The sequence below is a fragment of the Mycobacterium gordonae genome (assembly GCF_002101675.1).
Lineage (GTDB): Bacteria > Actinomycetota > Actinomycetes > Mycobacteriales > Mycobacteriaceae > Mycobacterium > Mycobacterium gordonae.
The window spans coordinates 1-18628 of the sequence record NZ_LQOY01000243.1; the positions used below are offsets into that span (position 1 = coordinate 1).

General features: G+C 64.1%; 16 protein-coding genes and 2 pseudogenes. 10 read left to right on the forward strand and 8 right to left on the reverse strand.

Annotation, left to right across the window (positions count from 1 at the left end; genetic code table 11):
* Positions 1–126 precede the first annotated feature (126 nt).
* Together AWC08_RS36020 and AWC08_RS31375 are read right to left on the reverse strand one after the other, a co-directional pair.
* Positions 127–283, reverse strand: a pseudogene (locus tag AWC08_RS36020) (DUF5078 domain-containing protein); the annotation flags it as partial.
* A 245-nt stretch (positions 284–528) separates the two neighbouring features.
* A complete protein-coding gene (locus AWC08_RS31375; RefSeq protein WP_007172204.1) occupies positions 529–1170 on the reverse strand; it encodes a TetR/AcrR family transcriptional regulator in 642 nt (213 codons plus the stop codon).
* Between the two features lie 804 nt (positions 1171–1974).
* On the opposite strand from AWC08_RS31375, the gene AWC08_RS31380 reads away from it, so the two are divergent.
* Positions 1975–5061 carry an MMPL/RND family transporter gene (locus AWC08_RS31380; RefSeq protein ID WP_170320644.1) on the forward strand — a complete coding sequence of 1029 codons (3087 nt, stop codon included), beginning with the start codon at positions 1975–1977 and terminating at the stop codon, positions 5059–5061.
* A complete protein-coding gene (locus AWC08_RS31385) occupies positions 5058–5954 on the forward strand; it encodes an alpha/beta fold hydrolase (RefSeq protein WP_042910691.1) in 897 nt (298 codons plus the stop codon). Before AWC08_RS31380 ends, AWC08_RS31385 begins: the two co-directional genes overlap by 4 nt.
* Before the next feature lie 114 nt (positions 5955–6068).
* Here the strand turns inward: AWC08_RS31385 and AWC08_RS31390 are convergent, their stop codons facing one another.
* Together AWC08_RS31390 and AWC08_RS31395 are read right to left on the reverse strand one after the other, a co-directional pair.
* The gene (locus tag AWC08_RS31390; protein WP_007172201.1) at positions 6069–6515 is read right to left on the reverse strand and encodes a DUF6188 family protein; all 447 of its coding nucleotides are present in this window, start codon (positions 6513–6515) and stop codon (positions 6069–6071) included.
* 75 nt (positions 6516–6590) lie between these two features.
* Positions 6591–7088 (reverse strand): TetR family transcriptional regulator, encoded by a 498-nt coding sequence (locus AWC08_RS31395; protein ID WP_232008068.1) that lies wholly within the window; start codon positions 7086–7088, stop codon positions 6591–6593.
* Between the two features lie 542 nt (positions 7089–7630).
* Between AWC08_RS31395 and AWC08_RS31400 the strand changes: the two genes are divergently transcribed.
* Positions 7631–8230 carry a TetR family transcriptional regulator gene (locus tag AWC08_RS31400; protein ID WP_033717415.1) on the forward strand — a complete coding sequence of 200 codons (600 nt, stop codon included), beginning with the start codon at positions 7631–7633 and terminating at the stop codon, positions 8228–8230.
* A 159-nt stretch (positions 8231–8389) separates the two neighbouring features.
* Here AWC08_RS31400 and AWC08_RS31405 read toward each other — a convergent pair whose 3' ends face one another.
* Entirely contained in the window at positions 8390–9067 is a 678-nt protein-coding gene (locus tag AWC08_RS31405) for a hypothetical protein (protein ID WP_174814221.1), read from the reverse strand.
* Positions 9068–9368: 301 nt separating this feature from the next.
* Here AWC08_RS31405 and AWC08_RS31410 point away from each other — a divergent pair, with 301 nt between their 5' ends.
* The 3 genes from AWC08_RS31410 (at position 9369) to AWC08_RS31420 (ending at position 13054) form a co-directional block, all read left to right on the forward strand.
* On the forward strand, positions 9369–10538 hold the full coding sequence (locus AWC08_RS31410) for an IS3 family transposase (RefSeq protein ID WP_082147712.1): 1170 nt from the start codon (positions 9369–9371) through the stop codon (positions 10536–10538).
* Positions 10539–10621: 83 nt separating this feature from the next.
* A protein-coding gene (locus tag AWC08_RS31415) for an IS3 family transposase (RefSeq protein ID WP_087139632.1) occupies positions 10622–11769 on the forward strand; the annotation gives its coding sequence in 2 pieces (ribosomal slippage) (positions 10622–10889 and positions 10889–11769; 1149 coding nt in all).
* A gap of 34 nt (positions 11770–11803) precedes the next feature.
* Positions 11804–13054: an IS30 family transposase gene (locus AWC08_RS31420; protein WP_422119893.1), complete on the forward strand. Its 1251-nt coding sequence runs from the start codon at positions 11804–11806 to the stop codon at positions 13052–13054.
* On the opposite strand, the gene AWC08_RS36025 is transcribed toward AWC08_RS31420, so the two are convergent.
* The 3 genes and pseudogenes from AWC08_RS36025 to AWC08_RS38810 all read right to left on the reverse strand — a co-directional run.
* Positions 13055–13675, reverse strand: coding sequence for a hypothetical protein (locus AWC08_RS36025; protein WP_007172196.1), 621 nt, complete (start codon positions 13673–13675; stop codon positions 13055–13057). It lies immediately after the preceding gene.
* A gap of 848 nt (positions 13676–14523) precedes the next feature.
* Positions 14524–14850 (reverse strand): helix-turn-helix domain-containing protein, encoded by a 327-nt coding sequence (locus tag AWC08_RS31430; RefSeq protein ID WP_007172195.1) that lies wholly within the window; start codon positions 14848–14850, stop codon positions 14524–14526.
* Positions 14847–15379 (reverse strand): annotated as a pseudogene (locus tag AWC08_RS38810) (tyrosine-type recombinase/integrase); the annotation flags it as partial. The pseudogene AWC08_RS38810 and the gene AWC08_RS31430, both read right to left, overlap by 4 nt.
* Positions 15380–15514: 135 nt before the next feature.
* Here AWC08_RS38810 and AWC08_RS38815 point away from each other — a divergent pair.
* The 4 genes from AWC08_RS38815 to AWC08_RS38820 are packed head-to-tail and all read left to right on the forward strand — an operon-like array spanning position 15515 to position 18540.
* Positions 15515–15793 carry a hypothetical protein gene (locus AWC08_RS38815; protein WP_007172191.1) on the forward strand — a complete coding sequence of 93 codons (279 nt, stop codon included), beginning with the start codon at positions 15515–15517 and terminating at the stop codon, positions 15791–15793.
* Positions 15762–16694, forward strand: coding sequence for a tyrosine-type recombinase/integrase (locus AWC08_RS31440; RefSeq protein WP_007172190.1), 933 nt, complete (start codon positions 15762–15764; stop codon positions 16692–16694). The genes AWC08_RS38815 and AWC08_RS31440 overlap by 32 nt, the downstream gene beginning before the upstream one ends.
* The gene (locus tag AWC08_RS31445; RefSeq protein ID WP_007172189.1) at positions 16691–17914 is read left to right on the forward strand and encodes a hypothetical protein; all 1224 of its coding nucleotides are present in this window, start codon (positions 16691–16693) and stop codon (positions 17912–17914) included. The genes AWC08_RS31440 and AWC08_RS31445 overlap by 4 nt, the downstream gene beginning before the upstream one ends.
* Complete coding sequence (locus tag AWC08_RS38820) at positions 17911–18540, forward strand: hypothetical protein (protein WP_007172188.1); 630 nt, start codon at positions 17911–17913, stop codon at positions 18538–18540. The genes AWC08_RS31445 and AWC08_RS38820 overlap by 4 nt, the downstream gene beginning before the upstream one ends.
* Positions 18541–18628: the final 88 nt, after the last annotated feature.

Genomic DNA, 18628 nt, shown 5'->3' on the forward strand with positions numbered 1-18628 from the left:
CTACCTGCTGCCCCGGCAAGATGACCCGCAGTCGGCGACCACCGACCGGTTCCCGGCGGCCTCACCGCACTACTAAGGCATTGCTGAGGTGCATGCAGTCCCGACCGCGGCGGGACTAGGGCGGGGTTAGCTCCAGTTCCAGACCGACATTTCCCCGGGGAAGGTAGTTGTTGCACACGTGGGTGGACTTGGCGACAACGCCCTTGTTGTTGCAGAAGATCTTCATGTGATTGGGCCACGCGAACCAAAGCGGATCGCCGTAGACAGCCTCGGAGAACACGCGAGTTTTGCAACATCCAACGCACCTTTCTCAATAGCGCCCGACGGTCGCTAAGACATCGACCTAAACGCCTACTTTCTGCTGCACCCCGCACCAGAAGACGCTTCGGCGACATAGGCCCGCTGGTGACGTTGGCGGTTGGTCTATAGGGAAACCATCAAAGACCTCACCGTCGAGCATGAAGTCCTGAAGTCTTGGAGGACAAAGTGAAGCGGCTGCTGCGGAAAGAGGGGTTTGCGGACGGTGGCCTACGATGCGGGCTCATCGGCCTTGCGGCGGTGCGCGGCGAGGAAGTCATCGACGATGCGCTCACAGTCTTGACGATCGATGGCACGCAGCCCGGTGAGTCGGGCAAACGCCACTGGCCCGACGAGTTGACACAGGATGAGCTCCGGGTCGAAATCGTCGAGGTCGGCGCGGGCTTCGGGGCTTTGCAACAGGGCATCGAATGGCTGGCGATACTGGTCGATGATCCGTGTGCGCAGCGCGTGCCGGTCGTGGGTTTCCTGGGTGCCGTTTGGTGTGCGGCCAAGCGCGACCCAGGCCAGGGTGGTGACGTGCAGCGGTGCCTCCTGGAACAGCGTGGCCTGTCGGCTCAACAGTTCGATGAGTTGGTCGCGCAACGATCCCGTCTCCGGTGCAGGGTGGACCTGCGGCAGCAGCCTTTCAAATGTGGCGGCAAGCAGTTGAGTGGAGCTGCTGAAGTGGCGATACAGGGTCGTGCGCGCGACTTTGGAGGCTTTGGTGACCGCGTCGATGGTGACGGCTTCGATGCCGCCGGCGCTCAGGAGTTTGGTGGCCGCATCCAATAGCCGGGTTCGTGAGCGCAACAGGCGCGGGTCGACGTCATCATCGTCGTCGACCGGGAATTCCAGGGTGTCGCGCTCCATGTAGTCACCGTAAACCTCGCGCGTAGCTGGCCGGCACCGAATCGCGGCTGCATCGGTCGATTGATTCGACCCCTAGACGGCTACGCTACTACTAGTAGCGTAGCGATACCACTAGTACACTTGTCTGTAGGGGTCTGTGGGGCGAAGGAGGACGCATGATCGGGCAGCGGGTCGGACGATCCCTGGTTGAGCAGCTTCAGGGCGCGGCCACCACAGGCCGGTTCGTGTGGCGGACGAACGAACTCTGCCGGCGGGCGCGAGGGGGAATCGCACAGACGGGCGGGGCTGGTCGGCGATGAATGTGCCGCTTGGGCTAACCAAGACGCATGTGTGGGCGCGGGGGGTTCGCGATTTCAGGCTGGTCCGCCGCGGTATCACTCGGCGCCTACACCGACAGCCGCCGGTTGATGACCGCGGCCGCGTTCGTCCCCGTCACTACCCTCCTCGCTCCTGCTCCTACTTGGACGACGAGTTGATGAACCGGGAAATGTATGACCACGTGCGCGACGAGCCGATCAGGTTGATCTCCCGGCTGGGATTTCGCCTGCGCCGTTCATGAAGCGGTCACTGTTTCGGGGTCGGTGCATCGTCATTGTCAAACCGCCTGTGCGCAAAGGGATCACGTGTCGCTGTACCGGACATGCTGGACCGTCGACGGCGCGTTGGTCACCGCCTGAAGCGGCTGGTTGCGCGGCGGCGATCAGAGAGCTTCGGACACCGGTGGCGGTTTCGCCGGGCAGGTAGAAGGGTACTGGTAGTACTGTTGCGATACCGTTGATTTCTTTCGAAGTAGCGGGGCGGGGGATGGCAGACAACGGGTGGGTCTCTTCGGGCGTGGCGACCTTGAGTCGCCCTGTTCGGGAGCGACTTCAAAAGGTTGCGGCCGGTGAGGGCGCGTACAGCGATCGGCTAGCGCGCTTGGCGGGTTTCAGTATCCGACATAAGGTGCTGATCATCGGCATGTGGGTGGTGAGCGCCGCTGCCCTGGCGGTGCTGTTCCCGCAGCTGGAAACCGTTGTTAGACAGCAGTCAGTGAATCTCATACCGCGCGATGCGCCATCGCTTCAGACGGTAGACCGCATGGGCGCGGCCTTCGGCGAGCAGGGATCCAAGACGACGATATTTGTCGCGATGGAGGATCCGGCGGGCCTGACTGCGCCGGTGCGCGGACGCTACAACGCGATGATTTCCCGGTTGCGTGCCGATTCGGAGCATGTGCGCTTGGTTCAAGACTTGTTGGCCGACCCAGTCACCGCAAGCCAGGCAGTCAGCCAAGACGGCAAAGCCTGGTATGTGCCGGTGGGAGTGGCCGGAACGCTGGGCGATCTCAAAGCTGCCGAATCGGTCCAGGCGGTCCGCACGATCGCCGCCCAGGCATTCAGCGGCTCACCCACCGATGTTCGCGTCACCGGGCCCCCGGCCACCTTCCGCGATCAAATCGCTTCGGCCGAAGAGGATTTGGTTGTCATCTCGGTCGCGACGGCAGGCCTGATCGCGATGATTTTGCTGGTCGTGTATCGGTCGGTGTTTACCGCGTTGCTGCCGCTGCTGGTCATCGGTGTGAGCCTGGCGGTGGGGCGCGGAGTGCTATCAGCGTTGGGTGAATCGGGCATGCCGGTGTCGCAGTTCACCATCGCCTTCATGACGGTGATCTTGCTGGGTGCTGGCACCGATTATTCGGTGTTCTTGATCAGTCGATATCACGAGCAGCGACGCCAAAACGTCCCGCCGGATCTGTCGGTGATCAACGCGACCGCCACCATCGGGCGCGTGATTTTGGCTTCGGCCGCCACCGTGGCGTTTGCGTTTCTGGCCATGGTGTTCGCGAAGTTGAGCGTGTTCGCCGCGTTGGGTCCCGCGTGCGCAATCGCCGTCTTTGTCGGATTTGCGGCCACGGTGACTTTATTTCCCCCGGTGTTGGCGCTGGCGGCCAAACGCGGCATCGGTGAACCCAAGGCCGACCGCACACGCCGCTACTGGAACTGGATCGCCGTGGCCGTGGTGCGTCGACCCGTTCCACTGCTGGTCGCCAGTCTGGCCCTGGTGCTAGGCCTGGCGGCCGTCGCGCTGACTATGCACATCAGCTACGACGATCGCCAAGGACAGCCGGCGACCACCGCCAGCAATGAGGGGTATCACCTGCTGGACCGCCACTTTCGCAAGGACGTCATCATCACCGAATTCATGCTGGTTGAATCGCCCACTGATATGCGCACCAGCAAGGCCCTGGCCGACCTGGATGAAATGGCGTCTCGGGTCTCGCAACTGCCTGGTGTCACCAAGGTCTCCGGTGTCACCCGGCCCACGGGCGCACGCCTGGACCAGGCTCAACTGTCGTGGCAAAACGGCCAGATCGGTAACAAGATGGCCGGCGCGGTCGCCAAGGGAGACGCCCATAAGGATGACCTGGCCAAACTCACCCACGGCGCCGACCAACTCGCCGGCGGTCTCGCGCAACTGGACACCACCTTGCGCACCGCGTTGACACCGTTGACCGGGATCCTCACCCAGGCCCAATCCAGTGGATCCCAAGTCCAGCGGTTCCGTCCGCTGCTACAGCAGCTTTCGGCTACCGCCCCGGCCGTCGACCAAGCCATCCGAACCGGTCCGGGACTGCGCCAGCAAGCCGACCAAGCCCAAAACGCAATCGCCGCCATCGACCCGCTCGTTGCTGCGCTCAACACCTCCCCATGGTGTGCGACCACACCGGAATGCGCCCAACTCCGCGACCAGGTGCAGATCCTGGTGACCCTGCGCCATACCGGCTTCTTCAACCAGCTCGCCAACCTCGGCGACCTTTACCAGCCCGGCAGCGACACCGCGGCCGGCACCGTGGCCGACGTCCAAAACGCAATCACGTCGCTGGACAAGGCTTTCGGAGCACTCGGCGACCCCGCCGACCTGGCCGGCAACATCCGCCGCCTCCAAAGCGGCATCAGCCAACTCGCCTCCGGCGCACAGGCCCTCGCCACCGGCGTGCACACCCTGGCCGACAGCAACATCGAAATGCTGTCGGGCATGAGCCAAATCGCCACCCAACTGCAGAATTCCGCACGAACCACCGCCGGCTCAGACAACGCCAGCGGCTTCTACCTTCCCACCAATGCCTTCGAGAACCGCCAATTCGCCGACGTCGCAAAGCACTTCCTGTCACCTGATGGCAAGACCGCGCGTTTCGCCATCGAATCCAGTTACGACCCCTACAGCAGCGACGCGATGAACCTCGCCCACAAAATCACCGAGATCGCCGATGCCGCACGACCCAACACCTCGCTGGCCAACGCCACGGTGTCGATGGCCGGATTCCCCGCCGTCAACTCCGACATCCAACGCCTGCTCGCCGCCGACTTTCATCAGCTGGCCTTTGCGACCCTCGTCATCGTCGGCCTCATCTTGGTCGTATTGCTGCGCGCCCTGGTCGCCCCGCTCTACCTGTTGGGTACCGTCGTGCTCAACTACGGCGCCGCGCTCGGACTGGGAACCCTCGTCTTTCAATATGGCCTCGGCAAGGAAATCGCCTGGCCCGTACCGCTTCTAGCGTTCATCATCCTGGTGGCCGTCGGCGCCGACTACAACATGCTGCTCATCTCGCGACTACGCGAAGAATCGACCCACAACATTCGCGTCGGCGTCCTGCGAACCGTCGCAAACACCGGCTCAGTCATCACTTCGGCCGGGCTCATCTTCGCCGCCAGCATGTTCGGCCTGATCGTCGGCTCCATCGCGATCATGATCCAAGCCGGATTCATCATTGGCTGCGGCCTACTTCTGGATACCTTCGTCGTTCGCACCCTCACCGTTCCCGCGATCGCCACACTGCTGCGCGAAGCGAGCTGGTGGCCGCAACGGAAACCCCTGACTCACAACGGCCGACCACATCGGACCACATGACAATTAGCCAGGAGCGCATCCGCACCAGCGACGGGATCACTCTCGTGGCCGACTGCTACCAGCACGCCGCGACTCGCCCCGTCGTGCTGCTCCTCCATGGCGGCGGTCAGAACCGTCACGCGTGGGCCACCACCGCTCGTCGACTCCATTCCCACGGCTACACCGTCGTCGCCTACGACACACGAGGTCACGGCGACAGCGACTGGGACCCGATCGGACAATACGACGTCGAACGGTTCGTATCCGATCTGATCTCGGTACGAGGACACGTCAGCGCCGACAGTCCCCCCGCCGTCGTCGGCGCGTCGCTGGGTGGGCTGATCATCCTCGCTACCCATCTGCTGGCCCCACCCGACCTCTGGGCAGCCGTTGTCCTGGTCGACATCACCCCGCGGATCGAATTTCATGGAGCCCGTCGCGTCGTGTCATTCATGGCCGCCCACCCCGACGGATTCGGCTCACTCAATGACGCCGCCGACATCATCGCCGAATACAACCCCCGGCGCGCGCGACCCGAAAATCTCGACGGCCTGCACAAGGTCCTGCGGCAACGTAGCGACGGACGATGGATCTGGCGCTGGGACCCAGCGTTCATCAGCTCCAACTTCGATGTCCTGCAAGGCAATCTCATGACAGGCAGCGAGGAGTTCGACGCCATCAGCGGATTTCTCGCCGAAGGAGCACGTCGAATCACGGCCCCAACGCTGTTAGTACGCGGCGCACTGTCAGACGTAGTCTCCCAGGAAACCGTCAACGAATTCCTCCAGCTCGTCCCGCACGCCGAAACGACGGACGTCACCGGCACCGGTCACATGGTTGCCGGCGACAACAACGACGCGTTTACCGCCGCGGTCACCGACTTCCTCGACCGCACCACAAGGACCCCGACGTAAGCATCCAGCGAACCTGCACCCGCCCCGGCTGACACGTCGGACACCCATCGAGATGGCTCGATCTATCGTTCGCACGCCTTCGGCGCTTGTGCCGTCCTGTCGCCAGGCGCGCGGCTACTGATGCGCCATGGCCACTGATTGTGTTGCGTCTAAGTCATTCTCGTCAACAGGAAGGTCGTGCCGAATCACCCGGACTCGACCCCGCGGCAGACACGCCATGTAGCCGTGGCACTTCCCATAGAGCTCCCACGAAGTCGCCGCCGCATCCGGGTCGACATCGATGCGGTGGCCGCGGGAGAAACACAGATGCAGCGCACCGTCGTCGTCGCACCAGGCACGCGTGCAGATCGCTCCGGCCAGGTCCAACAGTGGCCGCTCCTCGGCCGAAAGATTGATAGGGTCGATCAACACTTCTTCCTCAGGCCAGCCTGCTGCCGGAGGGAGGGTCAGCCGCATCGGTCGGGAAATCACCAGCTGGTTGTGATCGTCCAGGTCGACTACCAGCCCTTCGTGCAGCGAGACTCGTTGCACGGTGCACTGCTCGATCCATTGCGTGTACATAACCACTCCCTTCGACGCACCAGCGAGTCGCCTACCTATGCTACCGCTAGTAGCGCACCGATACTATTAGTATTGCTATGCGCTCTTGCTCGCGTTCCACGCAGCAAGAATGCGCTGCAGACCTCGATCAATGCGCTCGCGCGCCTCCGCTGCTGTCGCCCGTCCGACGACGAAAGCCATTAGATTGGCCAGCCAGATATCTGCGATGACTCCGGCGATCTGTCGCTCGCAAGCTCCCTGCGTCGGCCCACCAACCGTGCGCGCCAGCATGCTTTCGACGACGTCGGCGGCGTGTTGCACTGTCAAGGCTTCGTCTGTGCCCGCCATAACGAATGCCCGAACCACGGCCTCGGTGAGCTGCAGGTTTTGCTGCCACTCGTCGTGGAGCCGCGCTGTCAACGATCCCAGTCCGTCACTCGGGGAAGCGGCGCACGTGCTCCAGTCGCGTTCCTGATTCACCCGCTCGAACTCACGGGCGAGCAGCGTCACCAGCAGGTCGGTCTTCGACGCGAAATGGTCATACAGTGACCCGACAGTGATGCCAGCTTGCTTGGCCACCGTCTTGAGACGCACGGCCTTGAAACCGCCCGCCGTTGCGACCGCTCGGGCAGCATCGAGGATTGCGGTGCTGCCCCCGGTACCGGTCTCGGAATCTGGCGCCGCGCGGAACGGTACGTCAACCGACACTACGACTTCACTTCGGGGATAGACCTTTCGACGAGGAGGTGGCGGGATGACATTCCTCAAATCCCCCTTCGGGGAAGACGATGTCTTTGCAGACCGTTGGATATGCGTGCAGCCGCAAGCGCAACTGCAAGAGCCGCGAGTGCGGTAAACGGGGCTAGCACGAGCGTACTGGTGACACAGCCATGAGTGGGTACTGAAGCTGTGCCGTCCAGACCGCGGTGCGAAACGCGGACCCGATCGGCGGACGCTTCCGGGCGCACTCGGCAGCGAATACTCATGCGGGTAGCCGCAATTCCCCACGCAACCCACGGCACCCGACGCTGCGACACCGGCAAGGAAATACCCCCAGTACTTTCGGTTTCGCTACGCTACTGTTCGTACCATAGCTCATAATGCAGTTGGAATGTCACATTGACGAAGGTGATGGCATGCCGTCAGCAAACATCCGCTCGTTACGGGACCGACGCCGCGCCGAGTTGATCTCCGAGATCCAGAACACCGCACACCAGCTTTTCGCCGAACGCGGATTCGCTGCCGTGACAACCGAGGACATCGCGGCCGCGGCCGGAATCTCGATCAGTACCTACTTCCGCTACGCACCCACCAAGGAAGACCTGCTTGTCGCACCCGTCCGGCAAACGGTCGCCGAAATCGTTGCGTCCTACCGCGCCCAGCCGTCCGATGCATCAGCAACCGAAACTCTGATGCGTCTGCTTATCGAAACCGCTTGGGACAAAGCAAATCAGAATCTGCAATACTGGCGAGAAGCCATCCGGACCGCCCCCCACCTACTGGGCGAATCGGCGCTGATCAGCGAGAACGATAACCACCGGCTCATCGAACTGGTCGCTACGCATATGGACGTCGACGCGGTGACCGACATCCGCCCCTCGCTGCTGGTCCACACGGGTTTGGCCACTGCACAATTCATACTTCGGCGCTGGCTTAGCACGGACACCAAAACGAGTCCACCGCTCCACATTCAACTGGAACAAGCCTTGAGAATCACACTAGCCGGATTCGACTAATCGCGGACCGCGATGAACCATCGCGCTCGGCGGCAGCCGCGGCCGTTGCCACGTCCACAGCCCGGAGGACCCGGCCGGTAACCCGAAACCCCACACCATATTTGTAACGGCAACCACCGGTGATCAAATGGGCTAACCCTAGTGGGGCAGGCGCAATTGCTAGGTAGAGCCCGCTTTTCGGGTGGCAAGATACTGATTCCAGTCGCGTTTGGCATATGCCGCCCAGCGGGTCGCGGTGACGATATCGATGGCGAGTAGGTCGGCCAGAACTGCGCCCGGTAACTCGGCTGCCATTGTGATGAGGCCGGTGTTGCGACCGCCTCGGATTGTCAGGCCGCTATGTTTGAGTCGCTTGCCGAACACGCCCGAGTTGACTGGGCGGTCTGGTGTTCGTCCGGGAAACAGGAGCCGGTCCGGTGTTGAGGGTTCGGGCAGGGTCGAGCGCCGGGTTGGACGCGGCAGTTGTGCGAGCAGTTGGGCGAGCTTAGGAGGCAGCACCATTTCGTGGTCGCGCAGGGTGAGGTAGGTGTGGCCGTCCTGGGTGTGTATCTGGTTCTGTCGTAACCCGAGTACTCGCATGGTGGTGATTCCGTACAGCAGGATGAGCGCACCACTGGCGCGCACATCGATGTCAATGGTGTTGTCGTTGAGGCATCGGCGGAGTTGCTCGAGGTGCGTGGCTTCGTCGATGAACACCGAGGGCGGGCTGGGTCGGTTGGCCGGCGCGGAGGCGCCGTGGGTGATGCGACGCTGAGTTGTCCAGTGCAGGAAGGGCCGGATCTCTCGGTGTCGCCAGGTGCCGTGGGCCAACCAGTTGTCGATGTCTGCTTGGTCCATGGTGGCGAGGGTGCGTCCCCGGGTCTCGAGCCAAGCGAGGAATTCCAGTGCGACGCACACCTGGCGGCGAATGCGTGCTGCCCCGGTGTCGGCGTCGTCTGAAAACTGACCCCGTGTCCCCGGGTGGTTTCTAGGGGCGGTCGCAACACTTCTCTAGGTTCTGGAGGTTGTGTTGTCATCGTCGCGTCGCGTGAAAAAAGGCCCGTGGCGTGTTCCCGCTGAATGAGTCCGTCAGATCTGTACCCGTGTTGTTGGTCCAGGGTTGTGAGAGTCGAGGGCAGAGTGATCATCGGGAGGTCACATGCCCCGTCAGTATTCGTCTTCGGTGCGCCGGCAAATCGTTGCACGGCTGCGATCAGGGGAACCCGTTGCCGCCTTGGCTGCCGAGACCTGCATCTGTCAGGCCACACTGTTCCGATGGAAACGTCAGGCACTCATCGACGCCGGGCTCATCGAGGGCATTCCGAGCGTGGAAGCCGACGAGCTGGCGGCCGCCTACAAGCGCATCGCGCAGCTCGAGGCCGAGCTGGCCCTCACCCGCGATGCGTGCGAATTGTTCGACGAGCAGGCGGTGGTGCCCCCAAAACGCCGACGCGCGATCACTGAAGGACTGATCGCGCGAGGACATTCCGGCCGATCCGCCTGTCGGATAACAGGATTAACGCGGTCCTTGCTGCAGTACCACCGGCGACGACCCGTCCCGGATCGCGAAGTGCGACGACTGATCGTGGCCGACACGATCACCGAGATCCACCAACGATCACGCGGCACCTACGGCCGCCGACGGATCCGCGCCGCGCTGCTGGCCGACTACGAGATGAACGTCAACCACAAGCTGGTCAACTCGATCATGTCCGAATACGGCCTGCACGGGCTGCCGCGTCCGGGGCGACGAAAGCCCAACCTGATCGGTGTCGACACCCCAGTCGACCTGGTCAATCGGCGATTCACCGCCACAGGGCCCAACCAACTGTGGTGCACCGACATCACCGAACACCCCGCCCGCGACGGCAAGGTGTACTGCTGCGCGATCCTGGACTGCTTCTCACGGATGATCGTGGCCCGCACCTTCTCCACCACCGCCGACACCGCACTGGTCAACAACGCGGTCAACATGGCTGTCGACAACAGAACCCTAAGTAGCCCAACCATTCTGCACGCCGACCACGGCACGCAATTTACGTCCTGGAGCTTCGGGGAGAACATGAGACGTTGGGGCCTGCTCGGCTCATTCGGCACCGTGGGCGACTGCTTCGACAACGCCGCCATGGAGTCGTTCTGGGCCCGCATGCAAGTCGAGCTGCTCAACACCCGCAAATGGGCCACCACCATCGAATTGGCCGCCGCCATGGCCGATTACATCGACAACTTCTACAACGTCGAACGCCGTCACAGCTACCTCGGTAACATCAGCCCCACAGAGTTCGAAACACTCTGGACGTCCACCTATTCGATCCCTCAACTCGCATAACCACGGCCCGAAACGGCGGGAACAGATCAGTCAAGTTTTAGAGTCCTGTGGCCCGATGGTGGGCTGGAAGGGACGATGAACAGATGGCTGGTCGGAAGCGGCATTCCGCTGAGGACATCGTGCGCAAGCTGCGCCGAGCAGACGAGCTGGCTGCCGAGGGCAGGACCGGTGAGGAGATCGCCGCCGAGATCGGGGTGTCGGCGGCGACGCTGTACAACTGGCGGCGCGCCTACGGCGGAATGGACACCGATGCCGCGAAGGAACTCAAGGAGCTGCGCGAGCAGAACGGCCGGCTCAAGCGGCTGCTGGCCGACGCGGAGCTGGAGAAGGACGCGCTACGCGAGGTGGCCAAGGGAAAATTCTGAGCCCAGCTGCCAAGCGCCGCGCCGTGGACATGCTCAAGGACACGTTGAGCATGTCGGAACGGTTGGCTTGCAGAGCAGTTGGGCTTGCTCGTTCCACCTACCGGCGACTGCCGATGGCGACCACGCTGGCCGACCCCGACGCCGACCTGCGGGCCTGGCTGCGCGCCTACGCCACCAAACACCCGTGCCACGGATTCCGGCGTGCATGGGCGGCGTTGCGGCACGACGAGGGCCGGGTGATCAACGTGAAGAAGGTGCACCGGCTGTGGTGCGCCGAGGGACTGCAGCGGCGGGTTCACAGTCCGCGTAAGCGGGCCGGGACGTCCTCGGCGCCCCCGGAGGTGATCGCCGATGCCCCGAAGGTGGTGTGGGCTATGGACTTCCAGTTCGACTCCACCACTGACGGCAAGGCCGTCAAGATCGCGTCGATGGTCGACGAACACACCCGGGAGTCCCTGCTGCATCTGGTGGAACGGTCGATCACCGCCGAGCGGCTCGTCGCCGAACTGGAGAAGGTGTTCGCCACCGCAGGCGGGCCGCCGAAGGTGCTGCGGATGGACAACGGTCCTGAGTTGGTTTCTCAAGCGCTGCAACGGTTCTGCGAGAACAAGGTCGGAATGTCCTACATCCCGCCCGGCACTCCGTGGAACAACGGGTACATCGAATCGTTCAACAACCGACTACGGAAGGAGTGTCTCAACCGCAACCACTGGAGCACCCTGTTCGAGGCCCGGGTGGTGATCGGCGACTTCAAGCACGAGCACAACACACGGCACCGGCATTCGGCCCTGGGCTACCGCACACCGGCCGAGTACGCTGCGGCCTGCACGCATGACCACTACGCCATGGCCTGCGAGATCAACTGAATCCAGAACTACGACAACCTGGCTCTACAACCGGGTGGACTCAATATCGGGGACTCGCCACCCGGGCCGACGGCCACAGTCCGCCAAGCGTGAGCGATTTACGGAGCTGCGCGCCCGGGGCTGGTCCATCTTGGCGGCGGGTCGTGAAGTCGGTGTGTCCCGTACCGCAGCAAACAATTGGGCAAGGGGGTACAAAACCTATCGGCGTGGCGAGGCCGTGGGATTCGTGCCCGCACTCGATCGTTTGGCTGTGCGCCAGATCAGCGATCGCTATCTATCCGAAGAGGAGCGGATCGGCATCGCCGATCTGCGCCGCACGGGCATGGGTGTTCGGCAGATCGCCACCACGCTTGGCCGGGCACCATCGACCGTATCGAGGGAGTTGCGCCGCAACAGCCGCCGCGACGGCCAGTACCGGCCGTTTGAAGCCCACCGCTGGGCGGTTCAGCGCAGAGCGCGTCGTCACCAGCGGCGGGTCGACAAGAATCCCGCCCTGTGTGACCTGATCGCCGAGCTCCTCGCTCAACGGTGGAGCCCGCAGCAGATCGCCCGACACTTGCGGCGCGAATACCCCGAGGACCGATTGATGTGGTTGTGCCACGAAAGCATCTACCGGGCTGTGTACCAACCCCATTCGCGCTTGATACGGCCGCCACAGGTCAGGTCGTCACACCGGGGTCCGTTGCGCACTGGCAGGACCCATCGCCGCGCGCACCAGCGGCCGGGTCGGCGGCGTCCGAGGTTCGCCCAGCCGATGTTGTCGATCCATCAGCGGCCATTCGCTCCCGCCGACCGCAGCCAGCCGGGGCATTGGGAAGGTGACCTCATCGTCGGCAAGAACCAGCGCTCGGCGATCGGGACCCTGGTCGAGCGCCAGACCCGCCTGATTCGGCTGATGCACCTTCCCACCCGTGACGCCGACTCCCTGCGTATCGCGATCGCCACGACCATGGGTGGCCTGCCATCGAACTTGATCCGATCGATCACCTGGGATCAGGGCATCGAAATGGCCCGACACACCGACATCACCGCAGACCTCGGCGTGCCGGTCTACTTTTGCGACTCCCGCTCGCCGTGGCAGCGCGGCAGCAACGAGAACGCGAACGGGCTGCTACGCCAATATTTCCCCAAGGGCACCAGCCTAAGCACCTACACACCCGACCATCTGCGCGCTGTCGAATACGAGATCAATAACCGCCCCCGCCACACCCTCGAAGACCGCAGTCCCGCCGAACTTTTCACCGCGCTGCTAACCTCACCAGACCATCAACTGTTGCGACGTTGACTAGAAGCCCCCCCGCCGTTGACACCCGGGATTGCTTAGTGGTTGTTTGGCTCGGCGGGCTCGGTGCAGGAGGTACCAGATGGTGTAGCTGCGGACCAGCCGTGCGTGTTCGGCGGGATAGTTGGCTAGGTGGCGATCCACCCATGGCTCGATACGTTCGAGGTATTCGTTACGCGGCGTCAATACTGCTGTGCGAACGAGGATTTCACGTACGTAGTTGACATGCCCACCGGGTGGGAGCTGATCGAGTGCGTGGTGAGTGATGGTCTGTCCGGTGCGCGCCAGATTCATGAGGAGCTCCGCGGCGGCGCTCTTGCCGAGCCAGACGGCGACGCTGCGTGGATCATTGGCGTTGGCAAGAGCGTCCGCCAGTGGCTTCAGTTGCGCCGGTATCTGGCCATCCGGCCCGGCTAAGGCGTTGTGCAGTAATTCGGCGGTGTGGCAGCGGCTACATCGATTATGCGCGCGAATACCCGGTTGACCGCAATTGGCGCAGCGGTAGTCGAGCGTGGAGCCAGAACATGGCCCGCAGATTTGGCGCTCGTCGGGGTCAAATCCGATCAGCACCGCCTGCTGGCCGCACGCCGCGCATGGTGACGGGTACATCTTCGCCTTGCGCACGCACGGTGTGCAGACAGGCCCCGCTGGCCAATGGCGGGCTACAACGCGCCGTTGTCGGCAGAACGCGCAGGTGGATTTCGAGTGTGGTGAACGTATCCCGGAATAGGTCCTCGTTGTGATGGCGCGGCAGGTGCCGCACAAGTGCGGGCCGAGGACGCTGCTGCTTTGGCGGCGCCGGGTGGCTCCGCATAATCCGCATACCCACACGGTGCTGGCTTTGGCGTAGCAGTTCGTGCAGATGCGTCCTTCCGATGCCACGTACGGGGCGCGGCGCCGTTGTCCGCATCCCGAGCAGGTGTATAGGCGCGGTGGCGCGCACGTGGGACACAGCACGCCGCCGTCGACGAGTCGACGTGCCCGGGGACGGAGGCGTCCGCAGATGCTACATTCCTTGCGCGACAACGGGTCGCGGCTGTAACAGTTCGTGCACACGGGTCCGTCGGGAAGATTGACGCGTCTGCTGACAGAGGTCTTTGCGCATCGCGCGCACGTGAACGATCGATCGAGATCTCTGCAGCGACCACAAATGCGGCCGGTCGGACCGATCGCGGTCAGAGACACGCGCTGTTGACAATTCGTACAGGCCGGCGGCTTCACCGACGCGTGGCCATCAGCCACCAGTACGTGCGTCAAGCGCATAAGCCCCCGCGGGCAGGACGCGTCCGGGTTGAGCACTCCGTCGCCATGAGCGGCCAGGTACGCGTCGACCTGATTGAGCGTTTTCGGCCGGTCGACACGAGCAGCTTTCAGGAGGCGGTCGGCATCTGCAAGCGATAGGTCGCCAAGAGCGCGGACTACGTGAGCGCGGACTCGATCCCACGCGTCGGGCCTGAAGTTCGCCGATCCTCTCATGAGCTGCGGTCAGGTCGACGCACAGTCGTGCGCCGCACCTTCGGCACCTCCCGCGGTGAGTCCCCGGCCGCCTTCTTCACCGATTGATTGACGGCTTCGATTTCGATCAGGTCGTTGGGCGAGCATTCCAAGATGTCGCACAACGCTGCCAGCACGTCCATTGAGAGCCGTTGGGGAGGCGCAGTGACCAGGCGAAACACTTGCTCTCGCGACAGGACCACGCCACGTTCGGCCAACAGCGGAACCAGATCAGTCGTCTGGTACAGCTCCCGTTGCGCCATCAGCGCCCGCAGCCGCCACTGATAACCCATCTTCTTGATCACGGTTGATCCTCCCCGACGGCAATGCCGCGTTTGGTGAGCGCTTCACGGAGCAAACGGTTGCGGTACTCGTCAGACGTGGCTATAGATCGACGTGGTGCTCGCATAGGAATGTCCGACTTGGTCTTGCACGAAGCGCTCCGGGTAATCGAATTCGGTCAGGTGTGTGACGTAGGGTCTGGCGCAGCGAATGCAGGTCCAGCTCCTGCGGCAACCCCGCGGCGTCACGCGCAGCCACAAAGGCCTCGTTCGCGGCGCGTCTGGAGAGACGGCCGCAACGTTCGGTGACCCATAACGCCGGATGCCGGCCCGCTCGAAAGCATGGACGAACCTCCTCCAGGTAGGACTCGAAAACCTGGACAATCCAGTCCATTTCCGGCACCGTCAGCACGACGCGTCGCTTCGGCGAACTACCGCGGGACGCTTTTCCGAATCGGACGAATACGCCGCCAAAACGCCCGTAGGACGGTAGCTTTGGATTCGATCTCAGATCCACCAGGTCTAGCCCCACCGCCTCTTGGCGCCGCAAGCCTTCTCCGGGGGTCTGCGACCTGTTGCATGACGTCGCTCGTAGTGGGTGATCTGGTGGGCGGTGCGGCGTTTCTCCGTGGGTGTGGTGCTCGTGGCTGGTAGTCGTTTCTGACTGTCGACTTGAAAGCGAGGGCCCATGCGAGCGTTTCCGGTGAGTTTGCCGTCCGGGCAACGGTATTGGACGGTGCTGGATGAGGATCTGCAGGTAGTCGGCATCGCCGATGAGTATCTGCGGCATCAGCGGTTCGGCCGCGACGGCGCGGAATCCACGACGAAGGCGTATGCACACGCGATCGCGTTGTTCCTGCGCTGGTGCGCCAGGACGGGCCGGTCCTGGCAGGCCGGTGTCGAGCAGTTCGCGTTGTTCATGACGTGGCTGGCCCATGCCGGACCGCTGGCCAGCGGGCGTCGATGACGTCGCTTCGGGAGTGGTGTTGGCCGGTCCGGGGGCCGCCCCGGCGCGGGGCCCATCGCGGATCAACGGGGTGCTCACCGCGGTGCGGGGGATGGTGGTGCACGCGGTCGCGACCGGCAACGGCTCGGCGGGTTTGGTGTCGATGCTGTACGAGGTGGCCGATGACCGAGACCTGCCGGCGGAAGCCCGCAACGACGATGGCCACCTGGCATGGCGGATGCGGGCCCGGCACCGGTTGCGGGAACCGGAAACGACGATCGATCGGGCCAGCGATGAGCAGATCGTCGCGCTGCTGCGGGCCTGCCGGTCCACGCGGGACAAGCTGATCGTGCTGCTGATGGCCAGGGGCGGGCTGCGTCGGGGCGAGGTGTGCGGGCTGCGGCGCAGTGATGTGCACCTGCTGGTGGATTCGCGCCGGTTGGGATGCGAGGTCGCTCGGGCGCATCTGCATGTGGTGCGCCGAGACGACAACCCGAACGGGGCGTGGGCCAAATCGCGCCGACAGCGGGTGGTGCCGCTGGATTTCCTTGTCGTGCAAGCATTCGACGTCTACGAGTTCGAGCGCATGCGAGTTCCGGCCGCGGCGGGTAGTGATTTCGTGTTCGTCAACCTGTTCCGCGGCCGCGTCGGCGCGCCGATGCGGCCCGACGCGATCGGCGAGCTGATGGCAGCGGTCTCCCGCCGGGCCGGATTGGACACCCCGGTCCGCCCGCACCAGCTGCGACACGCCTACGGCAGCAACGTCGTCGACGCCGGGGCCGGTATCGACGTGGTCGCTGATTTGCTCGGACACGCGGCTGTCTCCTCGTCCCAGATCTACCTGCATCCGGACGCATCTCGACTGCGGGCCGCGGTGGACGCGGTGCCCAGCCCCCGCGAACAGACCGGAGCGAGCCGGTGACCGCCGTGACGTCGGCCAGGACGATCCCGGGCGATGAGGAATCCTGCAAGTTCGCGCATGTGTTGGACGGGGCCGCCCTGAGTGGCGCGGCCACGCACCTGGCCAGGGCGCTGGACCAAGGACTGCTTGACGAGGCCGGATGGGATCCGGTGACCCGGGTGCTGTACTTGCCCGCGCAGCATCGGCTGCTCGGCCGGAAGGTGTGCCGGGTGGAACGATGCGTCGGAACCGTCCACAACGACGCCCCCGAGATCTGCCACCGATGTTTCACCAGGCTGACCGGCATGGGCATGAGCGTCGAGGACATCGCCGCTGCCGAAAGCCTGCCCGCCGCACCGGTTCCCGCGGAACGCTGCGCCGTCCCGCAGTGCCGGTGCACGCCGACGGTGCGGGACGCGGTGATGTGTGAACCGCACGCCCAACAGTTCCGGGGCAGGCGCATCCCGATCTCGCTGGAACAGTTCGTGAGCGATCCGCGAGTGCGGCCAAGGCCGCCGCTGCCGGCATGCCTGGTGCCGGCGTGCACCCGCACGGCCGACGGCGCGATCGGCTACTGCACGACCCACTATCAGCGATGGAGCGTGGACCAGCAAGAGCATGCCGAACTCGATGAACAGTGGTGGCGGGTCCGGGAATCGGGCGTGGCCGAGCCGGGGCAGGTCAACCTGCGGGCGCTGCCTTCCCTGGTAGTTGTGGAAGTGCTGACGGGCTTGCAGACCCGTGTTAGGGATGGCTTGCGGCTCACCGACGTTGTGCTGCGAGCGGTCTGCGACACGCTGCGTCGCCACCAGGTCGGCTCGATCCACGACTGCGATCCGGGCCTGGCTCCCGGCAAGCGTGCACGCTCGGTGCTGGCCTCGTTCGCCCGCGACGCCCGCCGCGTGTTGGCCGATCCGGGTGTCGAGCAGGATAAGGACCGCTGGGATCTGGCGATCTTCGGTACCCCGGCACGCTGTCGTTCACCAAGATCACCCAGCCCTGGCTGGCCGGGGCCGCGAAGCGGTGGGCTGCCGAGCAACTGCCCCAGCACCGCGGCAGCGGCGCCTCTCGCGTTCGCGGCAAGATCAACAGCATCGGGCTGCTGTCCGAGCACTTGCATCGCCGACCCGATCACGGGCTTGACCCGACCGCGCTGGGCCGGACCGACTTGGAGGGATTCCTCAACCGGCTCGGCCATCTGGAGTTCACCGGCCAGATCGGTCGCTACCGCCGCAACATGATCTGCCGTGACATGCGGCAGGTGTTGGCCGGGATCCGATCCCTGGGGCTGACGAGAACCGGACGGCCGGCGGCCGGGTTGCCCGGCGACTGCGCCATCGAACGCGCCGACATCCCCGCCGACCCCGAACGCGGCGAGCCCGGCCGATGCCTGCCACCGGAGATCATGGCCGTCCTGTGCGCCAACCTCGACTCCCTCGAACCCGTCGAGGTCAGGGTCGCCACCCAGATCGGCATCGACACCGGCCGCCGCCCCGAGGACATCCTCAATCTGCCGCTGGATTGCCTGGCCCGCGACAAAGACGGCGGCGACGTACTGGTCTACGACAACATCAAAGCCAACCGGCTCGGCCGACGGCTGCCGATCAGCACGGCCACCGCCGCGGTGATCACCGGCCAACAACAACGAATCCGTCAACGCTTCCCCCACACCCTGGCCGCGAAGCTGAAGCTGCTGCCCACGCCCTATCGAAATCCCGACGGGCACAAGGCAATCAGCAGAACCACCCTGCAGGCGCGCCACCGCGACTGGGTGGCCGACCTGCCGACACTGCGCACCCGCGATGGAGTCGAGTTTGACATGACCAAGATCGTGCCCTACGCCTACCGGCACATTGTCCCCGCTTAGTTCCCGTGTTGCGATTGGCCTGAAAGGCCCGGGCGTGCTCGGCGTTTCTGCTTTGGTGAGGCCGTGTGGTGTTTGTATGGTCTCCAGT

What these genes read in the sequence shown, in the direction of transcription:
- AWC08_RS31410 (WP_082147712.1), top strand. Translation starts at nt 9,369, where the DNA reads ATGCCCCGTCAGTATTCGTCTTCGGTGCGCCGGCAAATCGTTGCACGG.
- AWC08_RS31385 (WP_042910691.1), top strand. Translation starts at nt 5,058, where the DNA reads ATGACAATTAGCCAGGAGCGCATCCGCACCAGCGACGGGATCACTCTC.
- AWC08_RS31400 (WP_033717415.1), top strand. Translation starts at nt 7,631, where the DNA reads ATGCCGTCAGCAAACATCCGCTCGTTACGGGACCGACGCCGCGCCGAG.
- AWC08_RS31440 (WP_007172190.1), top strand. Translation starts at nt 15,762, where the DNA reads ATGCCGGACCGCTGGCCAGCGGGCGTCGATGACGTCGCTTCGGGAGTG.
- AWC08_RS31380 (WP_170320644.1), top strand. Translation starts at nt 1,975, where the DNA reads ATGGCAGACAACGGGTGGGTCTCTTCGGGCGTGGCGACCTTGAGTCGC.
- AWC08_RS31375 (WP_007172204.1), bottom strand. Translation starts at nt 1,170, where the DNA reads ATGGAGCGCGACACCCTGGAATTCCCGGTCGACGACGATGATGACGTC.
- AWC08_RS31405 (WP_174814221.1), bottom strand. Translation starts at nt 9,067, where the DNA reads ATGGACCAAGCAGACATCGACAACTGGTTGGCCCACGGCACCTGGCGA.
- AWC08_RS38820 (WP_007172188.1), top strand. Translation starts at nt 17,911, where the DNA reads ATGATCTGCCGTGACATGCGGCAGGTGTTGGCCGGGATCCGATCCCTG.
- AWC08_RS38815 (WP_007172191.1), top strand. Translation starts at nt 15,515, where the DNA reads ATGCGAGCGTTTCCGGTGAGTTTGCCGTCCGGGCAACGGTATTGGACG.
- AWC08_RS31390 (WP_007172201.1), bottom strand. Translation starts at nt 6,515, where the DNA reads ATGTACACGCAATGGATCGAGCAGTGCACCGTGCAACGAGTCTCGCTG.